The organism is Lederbergia graminis (genome assembly GCF_042655485.1).
Classification (GTDB): Bacteria; Bacillota; Bacilli; order Bacillales; family Bacillaceae_C; genus Lederbergia; species Lederbergia graminis.
This window is the reverse complement of the sequence record NZ_JBHSMC010000026.1, coordinates 18,007-37,996: the sequence shown is the minus strand read 5'-3', so window position 1 is coordinate 37,996 and position 19,990 is coordinate 18,007. Positions and strand designations below refer to the sequence as shown.

Here is a 19,990-nt window from a genome sequence, read left to right as displayed (position 1 = left end):
CTGATTCATCTTAGAACCAGATCCTCGTTTTTTATTCTAATCCGAAAAGTCAAATGGAAAAATTATCTATTCATTCAATTTATTTCAATCTATGCAACGCTAGTGACGAGTGCCAGGCACCAAGACAATTCAGAATAGATCCGGTGCCAGGCACCCGCACAATTCAGAATAGTTTAGGTGCCTGGCACCGAAGCAAAGGCACCCAAACAACTGCCCATTATTGTTTGATTAGTTCTACGTAGTATCTGCTCCGGTCTCCGCGGACGTAGGATTGGGATAGTTCGATGGGTGTGCCTTGTTGGTCGGAGCCGATGCGGACGAGGTAAAGGGCTGCGGATCCTTTTGGTACGTCCAGGAGGCTCGAGTTTAGGCTGTCGACGATGACTGGTTCGAAGTAGTCAATGGCGCGTTCGATCGATATATTGTATTTTTCTTCGAGTATCGAGTATAAGGGAGCGGACTCCAAATCTTCTTTTGTTAAGTTGCTACAAATATCAAATGGGAGATAGGTAGTCTCGACCATGATGATCTCGTCATTTGCAAGGCGAAGACGAACAATCTTACAAACTAGGTCGCCTTCGTTGAGGTTGAGAGCCTTAATAACATCCTGTTTGGCCACGACAATATCGAACTCTAGCAAGCGAGATTCTGGTCGCATTCCTTTTGCACTTATGTCTTCCGTGAAGCTATATAGTTTTTGTAAGCCAACTTCGAGTTTTGGTTGCTTTACAAATGTTCCCCGACCGCGTTGCCGAGTTAAAAATCCTTCTTGTACCAATTCGTTAATCGCTTGACGAACGGTGGAGCGGCTTACGGAATATTCTTTTACAAGGACAGATTCTGGTGGAATGGTGTCACCAGGCTTCCATACCTGCTCTGTTATTTGCTTTTTTAATATATCTTTTAACTGCGCATATAACGGCATTTTACTATCTAATTGTAATTTCTTCATAAAAATCCCTCTTTAAAAACTAGTATCGTTCTATCTTTATATTATAAATCATAAAATAAAAGGAGATAATGTCCGAACATTATACAACGAAATCCCAAATAGGAAGGACATCATTCTGAAAAAGATTCCAAATATAGGTTGACTTTAGTTTGCACTATACCATACTATAAAATTAAATTGAATAGTTTAATAATTTGATAATACCACATGTAAGCATCTAAGAAAATGTAAGGGTTTTATTTTTTATTATTAAATGTACGGACATTAGCACATTATGAATTTTAGGGTCATGTCCAAGGTATAAATTGGCGAAGTGACCCCGAAATCAAATTTAAGAAAGGGAGTGTACATATGAAAATTGGAGTTTTTACACAGTGGATTAAGGCAAACACGATTGAAGAACTGGCACAGAAGATACGTGATTTTGAACTAGATAGTGTCGTTCTTGATTCTTTCCCTGGCTTGGAAATCGATTTAGACAATCCACAGCCGGAAATAGGTGCCAGAATCAAATCTGCTTTTGAAAAAGTAGGAGTAGAAATCGTTGCGATTGGTGGTTATAGCAACCTAATCCATCCGGATCCAGCAAAGCGTGCAAAGGTTCATCAGCGCTTCCTAGGACTTATAAAGTTAGCATCGCAAGTTGGAGCGAAAATGGTTTGTTCGGAAACTGGAACATTCCATCCAGCTAGTGATTGGGATTGGGATCCAGCCAATGTAACAGATGAAGCTTTGGAAGAATTAGTAGAAACTGTTCGTCCGCTCGCATTGAAGGCGAAGGAATTAAACGTTCAGTTAGGATTTGAACCGTATGTGATGAATATCGCTTACGATGCCAAAAGATCCGCTCGTTTTATCGAAAAGCTAGGTTTAGATAATGTTACGCTAGTTGCGGATCCAGCTGGACTTTTAAACCGAATCACATTGAACAAGCAAGCAGAGGTTTTACCACAGGCATTTACGGAGATGGAACCATATTTAGGGCTTGTCCATGTAGAGGATTGTTTGCCAGATCCAAACGGACATTTCTTATTCGTTGGAGCAGGAAAAGGGCAAATCGATTATCCATTGTTCATGGAGCAACTCATACGAGTAGGATATGAGGGACCGTTTATTTTAGAGCATCTCCAGGAAGAAGAGGTTGCGGAAACGCGGGCGTTCGTCATAGAACAATACAATAAAGCAAAAGAGAAAGTAGGAGTGATCGTAAAATGATTAAGCATTTAATTGTTTTTAATATTAGAGAAGATGCGACACATGAAGAATGTATTGAGATGTTAGAAAAAGGAAAAAGAGTGTTATCCGAAATTCCGGGCGTATTAGGTGTAACGTATGGTACTGCCGTTGCTGAAAATGCAAAGTATAAATATACGATTGCAGTAGATTTTCGGGATCGTAGCGTCATTGAAACGTATCGCGACCATCCAATTCATGTTGAGTTTGCAGATGAACATTTTAGACCAATGGCTGTCGATCGTATCACAACAGATTACGAAATTCACGAATGAGGCTTGATGGAATGGAGCTGATTATTACCGAGAATTATGAGGAAATGAGTGCAGCTGCTGCCGAAATTGTCGTTTCTTTGCTCAAGCAGAAGCCCGCTGCGACACTAGCGTTAACGACTGGGAATACACCATTGCGTTTATATGAAAAATTAATTGAGTTGCAGCAATCGGAGCAAATTTCCCTAAGAGAAACGACGATTTTTTCCACAGAAGAATATTTAGGCATATCTGAAGATGCTTATTTTAGCCTTTACAATTGGTTAAAAAGAAGTTTGCTTCAGCCTTGTGACATAAAGCCAGATCAAATTATTCGTTTAAAAGGAGATGCCCTTCATCCAGATAAGGAGTGCGAATACTTTAGTCAACAAATAGAACAGTATGGTGGTCTAGATATAATCATTGAAGGGCTAGGGACGAACGGACATATCGGCTTTAACGAACCTGGTACGAAGCAAAATAGTCGAACCCGTGTCGTCACTCTATCAGAAGAAACGAAGGAATATAATTTTCAATACTGGAACCACGAAGTCCCAGACCGTGCAATGACAATTGGCATGTCGGAAATTTTAGCAGCTAAAAAAATCGTATTATTAGCTTCAGGTACGAAAAAAGCAGAAGCTTTATACAAAGCGTTAAAGGGACCGGTGACAAGTGAGTTTCCAGCATCGTTTTTACGATTAGCAGAGCAACTTACCGTCATAGCAGATAAGGATGCTGCACAGCTTTTCATGCAGGAGGAGAGTGTATGGCAATCTACTTAGGCGTGGATATCGGTACTTCCGGGGTGAGAACCGTTGCCTTTACTGGTCAAGGAGAAGTAGTTGCAGAGGGAAGGGCGAAAATAAACGTTCATTATTCTTCAACTGGTCATGCAGAGCAACATCCACAAGAGTGGGTGGATGCGACGATTTTTTCTCTACAGCAAGTAGCAGAGCGGTTGGGTTCAGAAACGGAGAAAATAAAAGGAATTGGACTAACAGGTCAGTGTCCAACTTTTACATTTTTGTACGATAATGGGAAAGTTCTCGATAAGGGTATCTTGTATTCCGATAATAGAGCGGCTGAAGAGACGGAGCAGTTGGTTGCGTTATTTGGAAGCGAAGAAATTCAGAGGAGAACTGGTCAACATCCGAGTTCCTTTTATCTTTTACCAAAACTGATGTGGTTGAAAAAACATCACCCGGAATACTTTATTTCGAGAGCAACAGTCGTGCAACCGCGCGATTATATCGGTTGGTTTTTAACTGGAACGGTTGCAACGGATCCAACTCATGCCGCTTGTACATTGGCGTATGATTTGCAGGAAAAGAGTTGGATCAAGGAATGGTTAACACAATTAGACCTTGGGCAGTTGCAATGGCCGGAAGTCTATTCATCTACTAGTCTATTAGGCAGTATGCATGAGAAAGCCGCACAATTAATCGGGATCCCTCCTGATATCCCTGTCGCGGTAGGTGGAGCGGATAGTGTATGTGCTGTTTTTGGCTCAGGGAATGCGGATGAGAACGTGCTCTATGATATTTCCGGCAGTACGACATGTCTGCATTTGATAACTCCGAAGCTTGTTACGAAGCCGTTTGTGAATACGTATCCACATGTAGTGGATGGAGAATGGTGTTTGGAAGTCGGAATGAATACAACAGGATTAGCTGTTACGTGGTTATCGCAATTACTAGGGATGAGTTTTGAGTCACTTATCGCTGCTGCTAGAAACGTTTCGCCAGGTGCAGATGGTCTCTTTTTCTACCCATATTTAGATGGGGGAGAACGCAATAACTCGAACATGCCTGGTGCTTTTATAGGATTGAAGCTGGAACATGGAGCGGGGCACTTGGCGAGAGCAGTATTGGAAGGGATTACATTTGCGCTCAAGCAACAAATTGAGCTGATGACGTCTCCAGGAGAACCGATAACAAATGTTTGTGTAAGTGGTGGTGGAGCGAAAAACGACTTATGGAATGAATTGAAGGCAGATATTTTTCAAGTGCCAATTGACACTGCACCACTCGTTGATACGACAGCGCTTGGAGCTGCAAGAACGGTGGCACTGGCGCTCGGAGAAGATTTTTTCATTGGAACGAAACGGGATAGCAATCGCTTTTACCCAGATAGCGTCAGAAGTGAAATTTATGAAAAAGTATATGCGCTATATGGTGAAGTAGAGAAACAATATACGTAAGGGAGAAGGAAATCATGGCATTAGTAAATTTGGATGAAATGTTACAGAGGGCACGTCAGGAAAAGTATGCAATAGGGGCATTTGATTTAATCAATATGGAATTTGCAGAAGCGATTGTGGCTGGGGCTAGTCGTGTAGGGTCACCGCTCATATTGAGTACAGCGGCAGTCCATTTTGATTATGTTGATATGGAATCACTCGCACCAAGTCTGGTGAAATTAGCAGAAAATGCACCGATTCCAGTCGCATTACATCTTGATCACGGTACGGATTTAGAGATGGCAGTGCAAGCAATTCGTTGCGGTTTTACAAGTGTGCAAGTGGATACGGCTCATTTGCCGCTGGAAGAAAACATTGCAGTGACAAAGGAAATTGTTAAGATTGCGCATGCAGTAAATGTTTCCGTTGAAGGGGAACTCGGTTATGTATCCGGTCATGAAGGAGACCACGGTTCCAGGATGGAATCAGACGAGCCTATTTACACAGAAGTGGAAGATGCACAGAAATTTGTGGAAGAGACAGGTGTTGATTGCTTAGCGGTTTCGGTCGGAACGGTCCACTGTCTTTTAAAAGGGGAACCTCGGATTGATTTTGAACGATTAAGAGCGATTAATAAATCGGTTCCGGTTCCATTGGTCATTCATGGAGGGTCTGGTTTAACCGAAGACACATATCAACAGTTAATGGAAAATGGGATGGCAAAAATCAACTATTATGCGGACCTTTCGAAGGCAGCTGTGGAGTCTATTAAACAATCATTATCGCAAAATCCGAATACGACGAGCATCACAGAAGTTTTATCAGGAGTAAGACCAGCTGTTCAGGATGTTGTGGAAGCGAAAATCAAAGTTTGGGGCAGTGATTTTAAATATTAGGAGGAGAAGAAAATGAGCAAAATTCGAGTTGCAATTGTGGGTTGTGGAGTTGTATCGCATTCATATATTCCTCAGTTATTGAAGAGTAAGCATGTGGAATTGGTAGCTGTTTGTGACAATCAGGTGGAAAGAGCAAAGAAACATGCGGAAGACTACCACCTTCCTCACTATTTTGGGGATGTGGAACAATTGCTGGAAGAGGTTGATTTTGAGTTATTGGTCAACTTAACTTCGATGAACCTCCATGGTCCGATTAATAAATTGGCGCTAGAAAAAGGAAGAAACGTATGGTGTGAAAAGCCGATTGCGACCGACTTGAGCACAGCGTATGAGTTGCTGGAAGTTGCGAAAAAGAAGGGAGTCGGCATTTGGGGCGCACCATTCACACTGCTATCGCCAGCTTATCAAAAGATGGCTGCTTTAATTTCATCAGGAGAGCTCGGAAAAGCAACTACTGCTCATGGAATTTATGGCTGGGAAGGTCCAAGCTGGGGCAAATGGTTTTATAAAAACGGTGGCGGTGCGCTGTTTGATTTAGGTGTCTATAATGTTACGACTTTGACTGGTTTATTAGGTCCTGTAAAAAGTGTTGTCGCCATGGCGGGTGCGGCAATACCGGAAAGAGTCGTGGATGGAGAGTTAACAACCGTTGAAGCAGATGATAATACAGCGATTATTTTAGATCACGGAGATGCTGTTTTCTCTGTTATCCAAACAGGTTTTACGTATAAAAATCAATTGGATGACTGGACGATTCAAGTGATTGGGACGGAAGGTACAGTTGCAATGGAAGGTTATGATTGGGAGCCAAGAGGGGTTCGTGTCTTCACTTCCAAATCTGGCGAATGGGATACCGTTGCGAAAGATCAAGAAGGATATCATTGGGCTGGCGGTGCAACATATATTGCGGAATGCTTGGCGGAAGGGAAAGAACCAGCAATTTATGGAGAGCATGCAGTTCATGTGTTAGAGATTATGATTGCGAGTTTGAAGTCAGCGGAGACAGGCAGAAGAATCGCAATCGAATCAACATTTCCTTGGTCAAAAGAGAGGAATGCTTATGCAACCGATTCAGTTTCCGGTAGAGGGTGAGGTTATTCGCGGGACCTTGCATGTACCAAGTGAAACGAAAGGCAAAGTTCCTGGGGTTTTAATTATCCCGGGCTTTGCCGATACGGCCGTAGGTCCTCATAATTTACATGTGCAAATGGCGCGGGAACTTTGTCAGCAAGGATTCGCTGTTTTGCGATTTGATTATCGTGGCCAAGGGGAAAGTGATGGAGAGTTTGTTGATTTTACGATAGAGAGTGGTCTTGCAGATGCGCGGGCTGCACTTCAGTTTTTAGCGGAGCAGCCAGAAGTGGATAGCGATCGATTGGGCGTTGTCGGCTTCAGTTTAGGTGGAATGCTAGCGGTTCAATTAGCCTCGGAAACAGAGTGTGTTCGCGCCTTGTCCCTATTGGCACCTGTCGCTTATCCGGTAAAAGTGTTTCGTTCCTTTTTCCAGGCTTCTCATTTACAGGAAATCGAGCAACAAGGATGGACGGATTGGTTAGGCTGGAAGGTCGGAAAAGGATTTCTAGATGGATTGGACTTTCTGAATCCGGTGGAATCGATGAAGGCTGTAAAAGCGAAAACGACTCTTTTTCATGGAACAGACGATGAGGAAGTACCGATTGAAAATGCACATGCTTTTGGTGTTGAAGTGACATGGTTAGATAATGGGGATCATCAATTTTCATCGTTTAAACTTAAAGATGCGGTAATAGAGCTAACCGCTGATTGGTTTAGGAGACATGTACGGAACTAGATGTTTATGAGAAAACTAGAAAACGAGGTGTGAACATGAATTTTTACTTAATAGGTGCTGGGGTAATTGCCAGGTCGCATGCCGAGGCGATTCGAAAACTAGACAACGCGGATGAAGTAACACTTATAGTGGCTGATACGAATCCTCAGGTTTTACGTGATTTTCAGGCTCTGTATCCAGAAGCAGAAACGTTTTTGGATGCACAGGAGATGCTTGCTGGTGAGGCACAAGATGACGATATTGTTGTTATTTGTGCTCCGCCATTCACCCATTTTTCATTAAGTAAAATGGCGTTGGAATCTGGTCGACATGTTTTATGTGAAAAACCTCTTGTAATGAATGAGGAAGAGGCTGACGAATTATTGGAGATTGCTAGACGGAATAATCGACAATTGGGTTGCTGTAGTGTTCGCTTTATTGGGTTACCTAAATTGGATGAAATTAAAAGGTTGCTAGAGACTAATCAGCTCGGTGATATATATAAGGTGACGTTTATTCATCGCGGTCAAAGGGGGAGACCGGGTGTCGAATATCAGCCAGAAAGTAAGTGGTTTTTAGACCGTTCTAAAAGCGGTGGAGGAATTGTCATGGACTGGGGACCGTATGATTTTACGGTCATAAATGACATTTTAAAACCAACTTCCGTAGAGGTTACGGCTGCATGGACGAGCAAACCGCAAACGGAAGTGGATCCAGTTGATACAGTATATGATGTGGAAGGCCACGTAGGTGCGATGTTGAAATATCACGCGGAGGGGAAATCGATTTGGGTACATTACGAGCGGGCTCATTGTACACATGGGAAACCGTATCATCTCGTTGAAATTGAAGGTACTAAAGGAGCGGTGGAATGGTCGCCTTACTTCGAATCCGATAAGGTGATATTCCGCACTGATAAAAACGGGGAAGTCGTTACAGAGGAAGTCGAATTAGCGAACACTAACGCGATAGACTACATGGACCACCCGATCCATTACTTCTACCGCAAAGTGAAAGGCGAACCTTCCCCAGCATTAACAAACGAACAAGCAATCTTCAACTTCAAATGCCTACAAGCCCTATATAAAGCAGCAGAAACCGGGGCAGGGGCAGTGGTGGAGGAAGTTGTAAGTGCTTAGGTGCCTGGCACCCACACAATTCGGGTACAATTCAGAAAATTCCCGGTGCCAGGCACCCAAACAATTCAGGCACCCCAACAATTCGGAATAGTTCCGGTGCCAGGCACCGAGAGGGAGGTAAGGTGTATGAATATATTAGGTTTTTCGTCGGGGATGTATGGTTGGTATGAGAGGCATTGGATGGATTTTAAGGAAGAGCCATCTTTGGATGAGATATTCCGTTCTTGTGCAGAGGCTGGGTTAGATGCAGTGGAAGTCGACGCACAGCCGGAGATTGTACAGTTGGCGAAGTCATATGGATTTGCGATTTCAGGCTCTTATATTGGATTACCATTACACGAATCGTCCATTAATATAGAAGAAACCGTCATGCCAGTTGCAAGAAGGTTATCCGAAGTCAATGGAAGGGATCTACTAATAAATGCTGATCCAAAAGGCGGCTGGGGTGTTGCTCTTAAGAAAACAGAAGATGAGTTTAAGCGTCAAGGAGAGCATCTGTCAAATATTGCGGATGCAGTAAGGGACCTCGGTTTGAAAGTAAGTATGCATAATCATGCGGATGATAAACACAATGCTGAAGGTGATTTGCGGTCTGTCATTGAATATTCGAGTAAAGAGGTTGGTCTCTGTATCGATACAGGTTGGGCACATGTAGCAGGAATGAATCCATTAGAGTGGATAGAGAAATACCCAGAGCGAGTCTACTCATTTCATTTGCGGAATCAACATGGTGCCATTCCTTCAGAGAATATTACAAGTGGAGATATAGATATGCAAAAACTTATCCATTTGTTGAGTGATATCAATTATCAAGGTTGGCTTACGTTCGAACTATGGCATCGAGAAGATAATCATCCACAACGTTCACTGGTGGAAGATACTAAAATATCAATAAATTACTTGAAACAAGCACTACAGGTCTAAGTGCCAGGCACCCGGACAATTCAGAATAGATCGGGTGCCAGGCACCAAAACAATTCAGAATCGTTCCGGTGCCAGGCACCCACACAACCCTGGCACCCACACAACCCACACGCCTGTCTTAGTATTCTTCGCGATAATTTGTTATGAGCCATTTGCCTTCGTTTTTAAGCAATTCGAATGTTACATTTTCTCTTCTGCCATTCGTGAAGATTAGTTTGTATGTGACGGTTGCTTTATCACCAGATTTTTCTTCTTTTATTAATTGTAATTCATCTACAAAGTAAGGACTTCCACTTAGTGGAAATCGTTGGGAGAGGTTTCTCATTTTTAAGTAATCAAATTCTTCGAATGCATATGTATTCGCTTGATCCCAGTTTGACTCAACTGTCTCATTGATAAATAATTCTACAATTTCAGATGGTTTCTCTTTTTGTAGGCTATAAAATAAAATGCCTATAATAACAATGATAATTGCACCTACTGAGTAAAATACTTTTTTGTCGACTTTTACTAGTTTCTTCTTAATACTATCCATTTGATTTGCTACAGTTCTTGCAGCAGGGAGCTGGTCTTCCCCATTAAATAACCTAGCACCACAATCACTACAAAAACTTGTTTTACTACTAGCTTTTTTTCCACATTGCCAACAATATATCTCTTTTTCTGCTTCCATCATAGTTGCTCCTTTTGACCTATACAATTAATACTTATAGTATACTACGAAAAAGCGGGACCGGGCAGAACACGCACTACCTAGGAGGGAAAGTGGTGGAATTTTATTTATGCCAGGTCCCCAACATCTCTTTGAGTGAATGAAAATCTAATGGAACACCGTAGAAAATACTAGTTTATTACCATTCAAAATCTTCTTGCCTTCCATTATTACTATCCCCTTGGACATTATTACTCTGATTAGAAAATGGACCATTGTTCTCTTTTACAATAAGCTCATCTGCACGGATTACAATTCTATCTGCGTTAATAAATACATTGTCTGCATCAATAAAGATATTTCTACTATTGTTTCTTCTTTTTCCTGTCATTTAATGCACCTCCCTCTAATGGTTGTACAATAAAATATGTCGGTCTGTAATTATTGTATAAACCAATATACTAAACCCACTGAAAGATGATAAAAATTCCTATGATTTTGTAGTATAAACGTGCATTTTCAGGGAAAATGTCTATCATCATTTACCTTCATAATCTTCTAGCGTAGGTAATTACAAAACGTCATTTGAACAAAAAAAGAAGTAATTACCTACTCATATTAGAGTGTTAGGTAATCACTTCTATTCGTAAAATTTTATTGCCTATTCTCGAGTTAGCGGGTCATTCACCAGCATCCGGTGAATCATCTAGATAATCTATTTCCAACGATTCCGAATGATACATCGAGAAGTAGACTTTTTCATTCGTAATTGGTTTTTCTGATTCCCAAAAGTCAATTGGGTGATGTTTAATTTCTGCAAGTAAATCGGTAATTGCATTTTTCATCGCAATAAGAATTGCATCTTTTATTTCGTGACGTTTAGTAGAGACTTCGCCAATACCAACAATGCTTTCTTCTTCCCAAAAATAATAATTTGCGAACATACGAACATAGCCCTCGTATATTCCACCATCCATTTCAATCTGCATTCCATCAATATGTATCCAAAACGGATGAATCCATTCTTTATGCAACTCATTGCTTTTTTCCATCGTTCAACACCCTTACTTCGCAGATTAAGAAAATCGGTCGCTTGATATATGATATTAACTAATAATACTATATGTTCCAATACCTCATAAAAAAGCTTTTCTATCTTAATTCTAGCGTAACTAGTTGGTATAATCTACTACACTTTGTTTTTAGCCTGATGTTGAAATTTAGAACATGCAATGAAGGTTACCTCTTTGATCAAGAACGATAGGAAACATTGACAGATTTTAATATTTCTTAGGAAATAATGGGATGATTTTCCGTGGTTTTTGTCATATCAGCACTTATGATTGTTTAGCGTTCGAGAAATATAAATGTTGAAATTTTCACATAAAGGGATGTTTTGTTAGGTCCATTATCCTATTTTAATAGTATAATAGTATTAATTTCTTTCATGGGGGTATTGAAATGAGTTTGTTTGATGAGGCGTATGCGCAGGAAGGGCTAGCGCAGAAGTTAAAAGCGTTAGGAGTTCCTTTAGATGGAACAGTAGTACAGCCTTGGGGTGTGGGGCAGGATGCAATCATTGATACAACTACGGGTAATATAATTGCTTTTGCTAGCAGTAATGTTCATGGTGGGACTACGATTACGGATACGATGAATGGTGTGATTGGAACAACGATTCCCAATTCTGTCGGGGGTGAGTCGATTATGAATGACTCCTTCCAGCAAGTTGCTTTTACTAGTGAGAATGTATTTGGAGGAGAACATGTATACGGGCCGGATATGTCATTACAGACAATTAGCTTCGATACAGAGGTTGGGGAGTCGATTTATTCTAGTGATATGCAGCTTCTAGGTATTTCTCCTGAACATGGGCCATATATCGATATGCAAGCGAATGTGACGGATATGAGTTCCATCTTTGATTCCTTTTCCGGTCATCAATCATTTGTTTCCTATACGGATATGGTGATGCCAGGCTTTGGTAATAGTTTAGATGCCATAGATGCTGTTCAGTCAGTTGATATGTTAGATGGACTTGATTTCCTTGATTGGATTTAAGGAGAAGTCAAGAAGATGAATACAATGAAAAAACCATATAAAGATGCAAATCGCCAAATGCAAATGTTGGCAAATGAGCTGAAAAATAGTATAAGTAAAACACTTTATGATGATGTATATAAGTACATAAATGAACTTGCAGATCAAGAGATAGAACGAATGAATGGTTCCATAAGGAAGTGGGTTTTTAAGCGTATCGAAAAAATTGAGAAAAGACTCGAAAGCTCGGAAACTACAAAATCTGCGAGAAATGATTTGATGAAAGAGTATTATAAACTTCTCCATCCGCAAATGTTTATCGATATATTAAACAAAAACCTACATATGAAGCATGTGCAAGAAACATATGAGCGCTTTTACAAGAAAGTAACGACTGCGAATGATTTTTCTACTATTTTAAAAAGGTACAAAGCGAATGAATCTATTTTTAAAGCATACTCCCATTATGTGATGGAAGAAACAAGAGGATTAATTCAACTGTTGCAAAATCATGGGGAAGCATTGCAGGAACACTTTGATTTTGTGAAAAAATTAGCAGAGAAACAAGGTGGAAATGTAGCACTTAAAATCGGAGCAGGGATCGTTGGTTCCCTTTTAGCAGGGCCTGTAGGAGGAATTGCGTCTCGAAAAGTTGTCGGTTCTCTCACAAACAATGATCCGTATATCGAAGCATCTCTTCAAAATGTAAGGGAAACTTGGCGTGTGATTATAAGTGGCTGGGAGACAGCGAAAACAAGGATTAGACAGGAATTACATATCTTATTTTTTACTTTAATTGGTGGATATTTTAAAAAGGTAGCAACAGACTTCGATGACTTGGGATATGTTATCACCAATTTTTCTCGTAAACGGTATACATTTAAATTAGAGGTAAAAAAGTCAGAACAACAAAGATTGGCGCATTGGATGGACGAAAACGAGCAATTATTGTGCAAAGCATTAGGTGCAAACAATTTTTCGTTTGCGCAACAATTGACGACCAATCTAGTTCAGTATTTCTCAGCAAATAAAACTGCAGGTAAAGTAATCCCTGCTGGGCAAACACGCACCTTATTGGAAAAATCACAGTTGTTCCGCTACGGTGTGTACATATACCAAATTGATCAAGCGTATTGGAAACAAGGAAAGTATGAACAAGCTTTACAGCTGTATGGAGAGCTGTTAACTAAATTGCCAATCTCTGTTCGTGAATCGCAAGCAATAGCACATGTGCCTTTGCAGTCAATAGAAGAAGTTTGTATTCGAATGATGATAGCGAGTGTACGCAATTCAGAAACGTTACTGGCTACCACAGAAATCCTGAACAATGTTGTGGAGAAAAAAGAAGTTACGTCACAACCAGTACTACAGATGATACAGGCATTTACATATTTTGTGTTACAAACAAGGAAGGAAAAGCGACTTGCAATTCCTTATCAACAGGTATTAGAAAACTATGAGAAAAGTTTAAAAGATAGTCATATTGAAGATGATGATCGTTTTATGCGTTTCTTAAAACGAAAAGCTTTTTTACAGAAGCTAGGAGTTGTAGCTGTTAGTCGTTCCATCGCAAAATACCAAGATTTTACCGATAAATATAAGGTTTTAAAACTAAGATATGTATTTCCGCTATTATTCTTCCTATTTTTTATCACAAATGGAGTTGTTTTTGGACAAACAGGGAAATTAATACCGCCTGCCCTCGATCGTTACTATTTTGAAAAGGTAGAAGTACCAACGCTTCAGACGCATATTGATCATTCGGCATTAGCAAAGGCAATTAAAAAATTAGATATGAATCGAGTGTTCTATTTATTAGAGAACGCCAATGTAGATGAGAGACGTTTTAAAGGTGATTTGATCACACTTTTAAGTAAGGCAGTAGAACGTGGAGATCAAGATTCCGTACAGCGCCTGCTTGATTATGGAGTCGATGTCAATGCTGCCAATCGAGATGGTGATACGCCATTATCGATTGCGGTGGCGAACGAAGATATGGAGATGTCTCGCCTTTTATTAGAGCATGGGGCAAATCCAAATGAAGCAGCACTTATTTTTGATGTGATAAAAAGAGAGAACATGGCTTATTTGGATCTATTGATGGAGTATGGTGGCGATATTAATAAGGCGAATGAAGCTGGATTACTCCCGATTCAACAAGCAGTTTCTGATGGTGATGTAGAACTGGTGAAAGTTTTACTAGAATTAGGTGCAGATGTTTTACAGCAAGGAAGTAGTGGACATGCACTTCAAATAGCGGTAAATCGTCGTCAGACTACAATGATTGAGTTTCTGTTAGAGCATGTGAAGCATGATGAACGGTTAACGGAAGCAGATTTGATGAGCATTATTGATGGTGCAATCCTTTCTAGCAATCATTCTTTAATAGAACAAGTGCTAGCAATTAGACAACTGCCGATACCGCAAACGAAGTTATTTGCTGCAATTAATAAAAAAGATCTTCAGATGGTGAAGCTGTTCCTCGATGCTGGTGCTGTAGTGGACGGTCAATCGATGATTGCAGCCGCAAATGTAGGGAGTCTTGAAATAATCTCTGAGTTAATAAAAACAGGAGTGAGTATTAACAGCACGGACAGTGAAAAACGCACGCCTGTAATTTTAGCAACTATTAAAAATGATACAGAGTTGCTATCCGGATTGTTAAAATATAAGCCGAATCTACAATTTAAAGATAGTTCTGGAAAGACTGCGAGCGATTATGCTTTAGAAAAAGGATACCTTGAAGTTTACGATTTGATAGGAGTAGATGGGATAAATCTGCAAGACAAACTACTTGTTGCTATCGAGCAAAATGATTTGGTGATGGTGGAAAGATTGTTGAAAATAGGTGCTGATCCAAATGGGGTAAATGTTGATCGTGAACCATTGATCGTATCTGCCGTAAGTAATAATAACTTAGAGCTTGTAAAATTATTGATTGCTCATGATGTTGATTTATCAGTAGCAAATCAGTCGGGAGATACGTTATTAACGATTGCGAATCGCAATTATCCTACAGATATGATTGCGTTACTGGAAGAAAATGATGCACCGGAACAAGCTGATTTTACAAAGGAAAAAATAATTGGCTATTGGAAACGGCGACCACTGAATGATGGGGAAGAGTCTAATGTAGTTGCAAAAATAGAAAAAAAGGACAGCAGTTATTATTTTACTCAAATTCAGGATGGAGAAGAAAATATAGAGGAGATTACAAAGGATTGGGATGATAGTCTTCTAGTTGGGCCTAGTTATTTAAACTATGACTTTGAAGAAGATCTACTTTCTGCTTTTCACTATAAATATGACCGTGTGACACAATCTGTTTTCCAAAGTAATGTAAAAGAGCAGCACGATTTGATAGCGGCTGAGAAGGCGTTTGAAGAAGCAAAAGCAAACACCTTTGTCCGTTTAAAAGGTTACTGGACAAATACAGCTGAACCGACAGACGATTACCACTTTGTGAAGCAAATATCGGTGGAAGAGTCCCAATATGTCGGGTGGATCATTCGCTTTCATGAAAATGGCCACACAGGCAGCATCAATTCCCTTTCGACAGACTCGATAGAAGCAATTGAAGGGAACACAGTTTATATACGTAACAATGATCTGCAAATCACCTTCATTAATAATGATAAGATTCATTTATACTTCGACTTCCTACAAGAAGGAGAAGTAATAGAATTGACGAGGGATTAAGTGGAAAACTGCAAAGGAGAACAAAACAGCCATTGGAATAGTAATCCAATGGCTGTTTGTGGTGCCTCTGTTTGTGGTGCCAGGCACCCGAACAATTCAGAATCTTTCGGGTGCCTGGCACCGAAACAATTTTTGGTTCTATTGTCCTATATTACGCAAATTCCGCAGTTTTTATAGTAAAAAGTCCCTACATAAATATAAAATCATCTGCAAAATTATACAAAATTCGACGTTTTTCACTTTACAAATTATTTATATAGTTTAATATCAAATCGAATCGTAAATTCTAACTCAAAATAAGGAGGCACTAACAGAATCAATTGCTACCATTATACCTCTTTAGAAACTACACCATACGCGCTAGCATAATAGATTCCGTATTTTATCTCGAAAATAATCAATAGTGAGGTGCGGTTTCCATAGTAATAACTTTAAAAGTTAGGTTAACAAAATGGTTACATAAGCTTTTTTATACAATATTATGCTCACAAATGAACAATGTTATATTAGGAAAACTTCTTAGGTTAAAAATAGGTGGTAATGATAAAGGTGAAAAAAAGAAAACAGCCCCGATATAAAATATTACAATTTCAATTCCAGGCTGAGGATCTTTACATTGACTTACAAACACAGGAAACGTTGAATCGTCTATTTTCATTTATATATGAACATACGAACATTATGTATTTAACTTTTATAAAAAAGAAACATTTAATCGATTATCTTATTTATCATAGTGTTAATGAGTTCCAAATTATTTCATTTGTTGAAGCAGTTAAGGATGTAAAAAGGTTTATTAATTTTCTACAAAAGAAAAAAATCAAAACCATTGATGATTTAGACCTATCTTTAATCAATTCCATGCTTTGGATTCGTTTATCTGAACAAGATCAAGGATTTCGTGAGACTAAACGGGAAAAAATTAAAATTAATTTATCGGAAGTAATGATGGATAAAACCAGTACTTAAAAACTACAAAATTCGACTTTTTTCCTATTAACTATTGATTTGCTATAATTACATACTATGATAATAGTAGGATTATTTAAAACACTCTCTATATTGATCGTCAATGTAGGGGTGTTTTTTCATATTAAAGAAATGGAGTAGATTTATGTTTTGTCCGAATTGTGGTTTTGAGATTTATAAAGAGGAGAAATTTTGTTTTAAGTGTGGTAAGTCTTTACAGCGTGATGCGAGTCATGAAAAGCTCAACGAACGAAGTCGTAGTGCTGCTAGCCAACCAGAAGTGATGTATGCAGGCTTTTTCCGCAGAGTGATCGCATCTACCATCGATGTTTTATTGTGGTTGTTGTACTGCATTACCGTATTTTTGCTTCCAATTCATGATGCTTACAATATTATAGTAGGATTTTTCATTGCCTGGTTATATTATGCGTTACTCGAGAGCTCTACATGGCAAGGCACGATTGGTAAAAAAATCGCCGGAATATCTGTTTGTGATATGGAAGGGAAGCGGATTTCCTTTTGGAGAGCATCGTCACGATATTTCATGCATATTTTATCGAATATAACGATGTTAATCGGCTACATCATGCCTGTTTTCACTGAGAAAAAACAAACCTTGCACGATATCGTTTCAGGTTGTGTACTGGTGAAAAAATAGAGAAGGAAGGTTGTCATGGCGCGTTTTATTTTATTTTTAAGTATTGTAATCTCGACGACCGCTATTGGCTTGGTAATATCACAAGGTGATCCAGAAGTAGTGGAAAAACAACGAGTACTTCAGGAAATTTTTGACGAAATTGCAGGTGTTGAGAATTCTACTTCATTTGCTCTTGGAGATGATGAGGACCCTAATTACCCGATGGAGAACGAGACGAACGACGAATCTATTGGGGATAGTTCGAATCTAGACATGAATGAGGAAGCTGATACGGTTGGGGTTCAGTTAGAAAACGATGAAGTTCCTATGGAAGAGCAATTAGTGGAGGATGAAATTCCTGTGGAAGAGGAGCATACCGAGATATCTGATGAGGGTGATCAGATGGGAGACGAATATGCTTCCGATGAAGTCCAAATCGATGAGGATTATAATCCGTTTGCCCAACAAGATGAAGCGGCGGCATTTAGTAAGACGATAAAAATTGGTACACCTCAACATGTTGTCACTAATCATTTTGGTTGGGATGTGGAACATGGAACTGATGGGGAAGGGTTATCTATTTATCGGGAATTTCCTGTCGCGTTTTATATGAAAGACGGTGTTGTACAATTAATTAGCTGGGGAAGAAGTGGAAGCTTCGATCAATGGGAAACACAGGAAGGTATTGGAAGACGATCCTCATTTGAAGATGTGAGAGAAGCGTATATCAATTTTACATATAAAATTTTATATAGAGCGGGAAATCCGCAACCTTCGTATGTAGTTGTAGACTATCATACCAATAAGCTAGTTTTTGAGTTCACAGATAATAGAGTCAGTTTTATCTTTTTATGTGCACCTGAAATGCTAGAGCATTCATATGTTAAAAATACGGTTTTTACTTATGATGAACTGCAAGAGGAGCCACTTTAATAAGAAACAAAGGGATACGTGTGAGTCAGCCACTCACTATTCAAATGGAATTTTTTGGTGCAATAGCAGGGTTTTGTAGTGGAGTTGTCAAATATTTTTATGTGAAACTAAGAGGAAGGCGTTGGTCATATGCCTCATGTAGAAGTGAATAATCATACGTTATTTTATAAAAAGGAAGAAAGTAGCGGAGACCAAAAAGATATTCTCTTGCTAATCCATGGACTCGCCTTAGATTCTTCGTGTTGGGGTCCGTTCCCTGAGATTCTAAAGGAGTCGTTTACTGTTATTCAGTACGATGTACGAGCTCATGGAGAGAGTAGCACTGGTGAGGAGCCAATTACATGGGATTTATTACGAGAAGATCTACATGGCCTTATTCATCATTTAAAACTAACGAGAGTACATATTCTAGCATTTGGCTATGGAACCAATTTTGCGGTAAAATTTGCCCTCAAGTATCCAAATTATGTTCAGTCACTTACGCTCATGTCCTTGCCATATATGGAGCCAAATAATACCCATTACCATTTAACTCAGCGTGTTTTTCCATCCATAAAGGAGACGATGGAAGCGGGAAATCCCAATTTTCTCCATCCATACGAACGGTTATTAAAGGGGTATACGACCTTAAGTTCCAATGATAAGGGGTTAATCACCTATTTTCGCGTCTTGCTCGGTAATTCGGATGAACTCTTTTCAGAAATGGTAAAATTAGCTTCGAATTCTACATTATTGTTGGAACTTGCACAGTTATCTTGTCCAGTCCTGCTATTAAGCGGGGCATTGAATGTAACGAGTCCAGATGCTTTATTAAATGCGAGTTCTTTTTTATTAAAAAATAGTACTCGAATTACAATACCGGATGCTTCCTTTCTGCCTTTTTTAGAGCAACCGGAGTTAGTGGCGAAATGGGTGCGACTTTTTGCATCACGGAATAGTGGTGCGAGTTCATCCATAATGGAAACACAGCGGTATATTCAAGCAGTATTTCAGCCTGAAGAGGATAAGGCAATGGAGAGGATACCTGTTCTCCATGTCCAACTTCTTCATGGATTCCATGTTGCAATTGATTCTGTACCAGTGACATCGGACTGGAACCATCTTCATGCGAAGCAGATTCTCTCATATTTAATTTTTCATCCGATCACGACTCGGGAAATCTTATGCAAAGAATTATTCCCCGATGTGGAGTATGATAAAGCGATGGTAAGCTTACAGGAATGTTTGAACCACTTAGAGAAAATGCTGCGACATCCGATGAATTCTACAAAGGGATTATTGTTTCAAAAAGAAACGGTTTCCGTTCAATATAAGATTAAATGTGATGTTACGGACTTAATGACTGTCGTTCGCCAGGCGGTTGTCGAACGCGACCAGCTAATTCGCTATGAACTGTGCAAACAACTTCCATCAACATTACCAGAAACAGTACTAGCTGATATTGACAGCAACTGGGCTAATACTTTACGCAATGAAATAGAAGCCCAACTAACCTATTTGAATGAATGGATAAAAGATATGGGCTGGGACACGAGGTCCGTTTCCTTGTCCAAGTAGGTTAGTGGGACAGAGGGACACGGGGTCAGCTTCCTTGTCCCAATAGGTTATGGGCTAGGGTGGAGAAATTATTTCATTATTGTGCTAAAAGCGCTGCATCTCTTTATAAGAGGTGCAGCGTTTTTACATGGATATTT

19 protein-coding genes are annotated in these 19,990 nt (G+C 39.6%); 15 read left to right on the top strand and 4 right to left on the bottom strand.

Translation table 11 applies throughout. The annotated features are described in order from the left end of the window. Nucleotides 1-217: 217 nt before the first annotated feature. Nucleotides 218-952, bottom strand: a complete 735-nt coding sequence (locus ACFPM4_RS17020; protein ID WP_382354426.1) for a GntR family transcriptional regulator — start codon at nucleotides 950-952, stop codon at nucleotides 218-220. A gap of 351 nt (nucleotides 953-1,303) precedes the next feature. On the opposite strand from ACFPM4_RS17020, the gene ACFPM4_RS17015 reads away from it, so the two are divergent. The 9 genes from ACFPM4_RS17015 (at nucleotide 1,304) to ACFPM4_RS16975 (ending at nucleotide 9,366) form a co-directional block, all read left to right on the top strand. Further along, on the top strand, nucleotides 1,304-2,167 hold the full coding sequence (locus ACFPM4_RS17015; protein WP_382354423.1) for a sugar phosphate isomerase/epimerase family protein: 864 nt from the start codon (nucleotides 1,304-1,306) through the stop codon (nucleotides 2,165-2,167). Further along, complete coding sequence (locus ACFPM4_RS17010; RefSeq protein ID WP_382354420.1) at nucleotides 2,164-2,460, top strand: Dabb family protein; 297 nt, start codon at nucleotides 2,164-2,166, stop codon at nucleotides 2,458-2,460. Before ACFPM4_RS17015 ends, ACFPM4_RS17010 begins: the two co-directional genes overlap by 4 nt. An 11-nt stretch (nucleotides 2,461-2,471) precedes the next feature. Beyond that, the gene (locus tag ACFPM4_RS17005; protein WP_382354417.1) at nucleotides 2,472-3,221 is read left to right on the top strand and encodes a glucosamine-6-phosphate deaminase; all 750 of its coding nucleotides are present in this window, start codon (nucleotides 2,472-2,474) and stop codon (nucleotides 3,219-3,221) included. After that, nucleotides 3,206-4,639: a xylulokinase gene (locus ACFPM4_RS17000; protein WP_382354415.1), complete on the top strand. Its 1,434-nt coding sequence runs from the start codon at nucleotides 3,206-3,208 to the stop codon at nucleotides 4,637-4,639. Before ACFPM4_RS17005 ends, ACFPM4_RS17000 begins: the two co-directional genes overlap by 16 nt. Before the next feature lie 14 nt (nucleotides 4,640-4,653). Then, nucleotides 4,654-5,514 (top strand): class II fructose-bisphosphate aldolase, encoded by an 861-nt coding sequence (locus ACFPM4_RS16995; RefSeq protein WP_382354412.1) that lies wholly within the window; start codon nucleotides 4,654-4,656, stop codon nucleotides 5,512-5,514. A 12-nt stretch (nucleotides 5,515-5,526) separates the two neighbouring features. Next, nucleotides 5,527-6,606, top strand: a complete 1,080-nt coding sequence (locus ACFPM4_RS16990; RefSeq protein ID WP_382354409.1) for a Gfo/Idh/MocA family protein — start codon at nucleotides 5,527-5,529, stop codon at nucleotides 6,604-6,606. Further along, nucleotides 6,575-7,324 carry an alpha/beta hydrolase family protein gene (locus ACFPM4_RS16985; protein ID WP_382354406.1) on the top strand — a complete coding sequence of 250 codons (750 nt, stop codon included), beginning with the start codon at nucleotides 6,575-6,577 and terminating at the stop codon, nucleotides 7,322-7,324. Before ACFPM4_RS16990 ends, ACFPM4_RS16985 begins: the two co-directional genes overlap by 32 nt. A gap of 35 nt (nucleotides 7,325-7,359) precedes the next feature. Further along, complete coding sequence (locus ACFPM4_RS16980; protein WP_382354404.1) at nucleotides 7,360-8,442, top strand: Gfo/Idh/MocA family protein; 1,083 nt, start codon at nucleotides 7,360-7,362, stop codon at nucleotides 8,440-8,442. A 126-nt stretch (nucleotides 8,443-8,568) separates the two neighbouring features. Beyond that, nucleotides 8,569-9,366, top strand: coding sequence for a sugar phosphate isomerase/epimerase family protein (locus ACFPM4_RS16975; RefSeq protein ID WP_382354401.1), 798 nt, complete (start codon nucleotides 8,569-8,571; stop codon nucleotides 9,364-9,366). A gap of 118 nt (nucleotides 9,367-9,484) precedes the next feature. On the opposite strand, the gene ACFPM4_RS16970 is transcribed toward ACFPM4_RS16975, so the two are convergent. The 3 genes from ACFPM4_RS16970 to ACFPM4_RS16960 all read right to left on the bottom strand — a co-directional run bounded on the left by ACFPM4_RS16970 (nucleotide 9,485) and on the right by ACFPM4_RS16960 (nucleotide 11,070). Beyond that, on the bottom strand, nucleotides 9,485-10,039 hold the full coding sequence (locus ACFPM4_RS16970; protein ID WP_382354398.1) for a hypothetical protein: 555 nt from the start codon (nucleotides 10,037-10,039) through the stop codon (nucleotides 9,485-9,487). 178 nt (nucleotides 10,040-10,217) lie between these two features. Next, nucleotides 10,218-10,409, bottom strand: a complete 192-nt coding sequence (locus tag ACFPM4_RS16965) for a hypothetical protein (protein ID WP_144929192.1) — start codon at nucleotides 10,407-10,409, stop codon at nucleotides 10,218-10,220. A 289-nt stretch (nucleotides 10,410-10,698) separates the two neighbouring features. Continuing rightward, nucleotides 10,699-11,070: a hypothetical protein gene (locus ACFPM4_RS16960; protein WP_382354395.1), complete on the bottom strand. Its 372-nt coding sequence runs from the start codon at nucleotides 11,068-11,070 to the stop codon at nucleotides 10,699-10,701. A 409-nt stretch (nucleotides 11,071-11,479) separates the two neighbouring features. Here ACFPM4_RS16960 and ACFPM4_RS16955 point away from each other — a divergent pair, with 409 nt between their 5' ends. The 6 genes from ACFPM4_RS16955 to ACFPM4_RS16930 all read left to right on the top strand — a co-directional run bounded on the left by ACFPM4_RS16955 (nucleotide 11,480) and on the right by ACFPM4_RS16930 (nucleotide 19,853). Beyond that, complete coding sequence (locus ACFPM4_RS16955; RefSeq protein WP_382354392.1) at nucleotides 11,480-12,079, top strand: hypothetical protein; 600 nt, start codon at nucleotides 11,480-11,482, stop codon at nucleotides 12,077-12,079. Nucleotides 12,080-12,094: 15 nt separating this feature from the next. Then, on the top strand, nucleotides 12,095-15,757 hold the full coding sequence (locus ACFPM4_RS16950; RefSeq protein ID WP_382354389.1) for an ankyrin repeat domain-containing protein: 3,663 nt from the start codon (nucleotides 12,095-12,097) through the stop codon (nucleotides 15,755-15,757). A gap of 549 nt (nucleotides 15,758-16,306) precedes the next feature. Next, a complete protein-coding gene (locus ACFPM4_RS16945) occupies nucleotides 16,307-16,726 on the top strand; it encodes a hypothetical protein (RefSeq protein WP_382354386.1) in 420 nt (139 codons plus the stop codon). Between the two features lie 145 nt (nucleotides 16,727-16,871). After that, nucleotides 16,872-17,384 carry an RDD family protein gene (locus ACFPM4_RS16940; protein ID WP_382354383.1) on the top strand — a complete coding sequence of 171 codons (513 nt, stop codon included), beginning with the start codon at nucleotides 16,872-16,874 and terminating at the stop codon, nucleotides 17,382-17,384. Nucleotides 17,385-17,399: 15 nt separating this feature from the next. Further along, nucleotides 17,400-18,296 (top strand): hypothetical protein, encoded by an 897-nt coding sequence (locus tag ACFPM4_RS16935; protein ID WP_382354380.1) that lies wholly within the window; start codon nucleotides 17,400-17,402, stop codon nucleotides 18,294-18,296. Between the two features lie 129 nt (nucleotides 18,297-18,425). After that, a complete protein-coding gene (locus ACFPM4_RS16930) occupies nucleotides 18,426-19,853 on the top strand; it encodes an alpha/beta fold hydrolase (RefSeq protein ID WP_382354377.1) in 1,428 nt (475 codons plus the stop codon). The last annotated feature ends 137 nt before the right edge of the window (nucleotides 19,854-19,990 follow it).